Source organism: Teichococcus oryzae (assembly GCF_008386565.1).
GTDB classification, from domain to species: domain Bacteria; phylum Pseudomonadota; class Alphaproteobacteria; order Acetobacterales; family Acetobacteraceae; genus Pseudoroseomonas; species Pseudoroseomonas oryzae.
Window position 1 is genome coordinate 1 of sequence record NZ_VUKA01000092.1, and the last position, 503, is coordinate 503.

The following is a 503-nucleotide window of genomic DNA, read 5'->3' on the forward strand; positions in this document are numbered from 1 at the left end:
ATCGTGCGCGGCCATGTCGCGGCCAGGGAGGCCGGGCTGCCCTATGTGGTCGGCGCCCGGCTGGTCCTGGACGACGGTTCCGCTTTTCTGGCCTGGCCGACTGACCGCGCCAGCTATGGGCGACTGACCGGCCTGCTGTCGCGCGGGCGCATGCGCTCGCCGAAAGGCGAATGCCAGATCCGCCGCGACGAGATGGTCGAGCACGCCGGGGACTGGTGCCTGGCGGCCATCCCGCCGCGCCAGCCGGATCCGGACTTTGCCAGCCGCTTTGCCGCGCTGGCCCGCCAGCTGCGCGGGCATCTGGCGCTGCCGCTGTTCTGCGCCGCCGCCCCCTACCTCGATGGCCGCGATCAGGAGCGGATGCATTGGCTGGACGACACCGTCCGGCGCGCGGGCGGCGGCGCCGCGCTGCTGGCCTGGAACGATGTCCGCTACCATCACCGGCGGCGCCAGCCGCTGGCCGATCTGCTCACCGCCATCCGGCTCGGCTGCACCGTGGACGC

Annotated in this window: 1 pseudogene; it reads left to right on the forward strand. The window is 73.6% G+C overall.

Annotated features, from left to right (window positions below):
* Positions 1-503 (forward strand): annotated as a pseudogene (locus tag F0Q34_RS22000) (error-prone DNA polymerase); the annotation flags it as partial.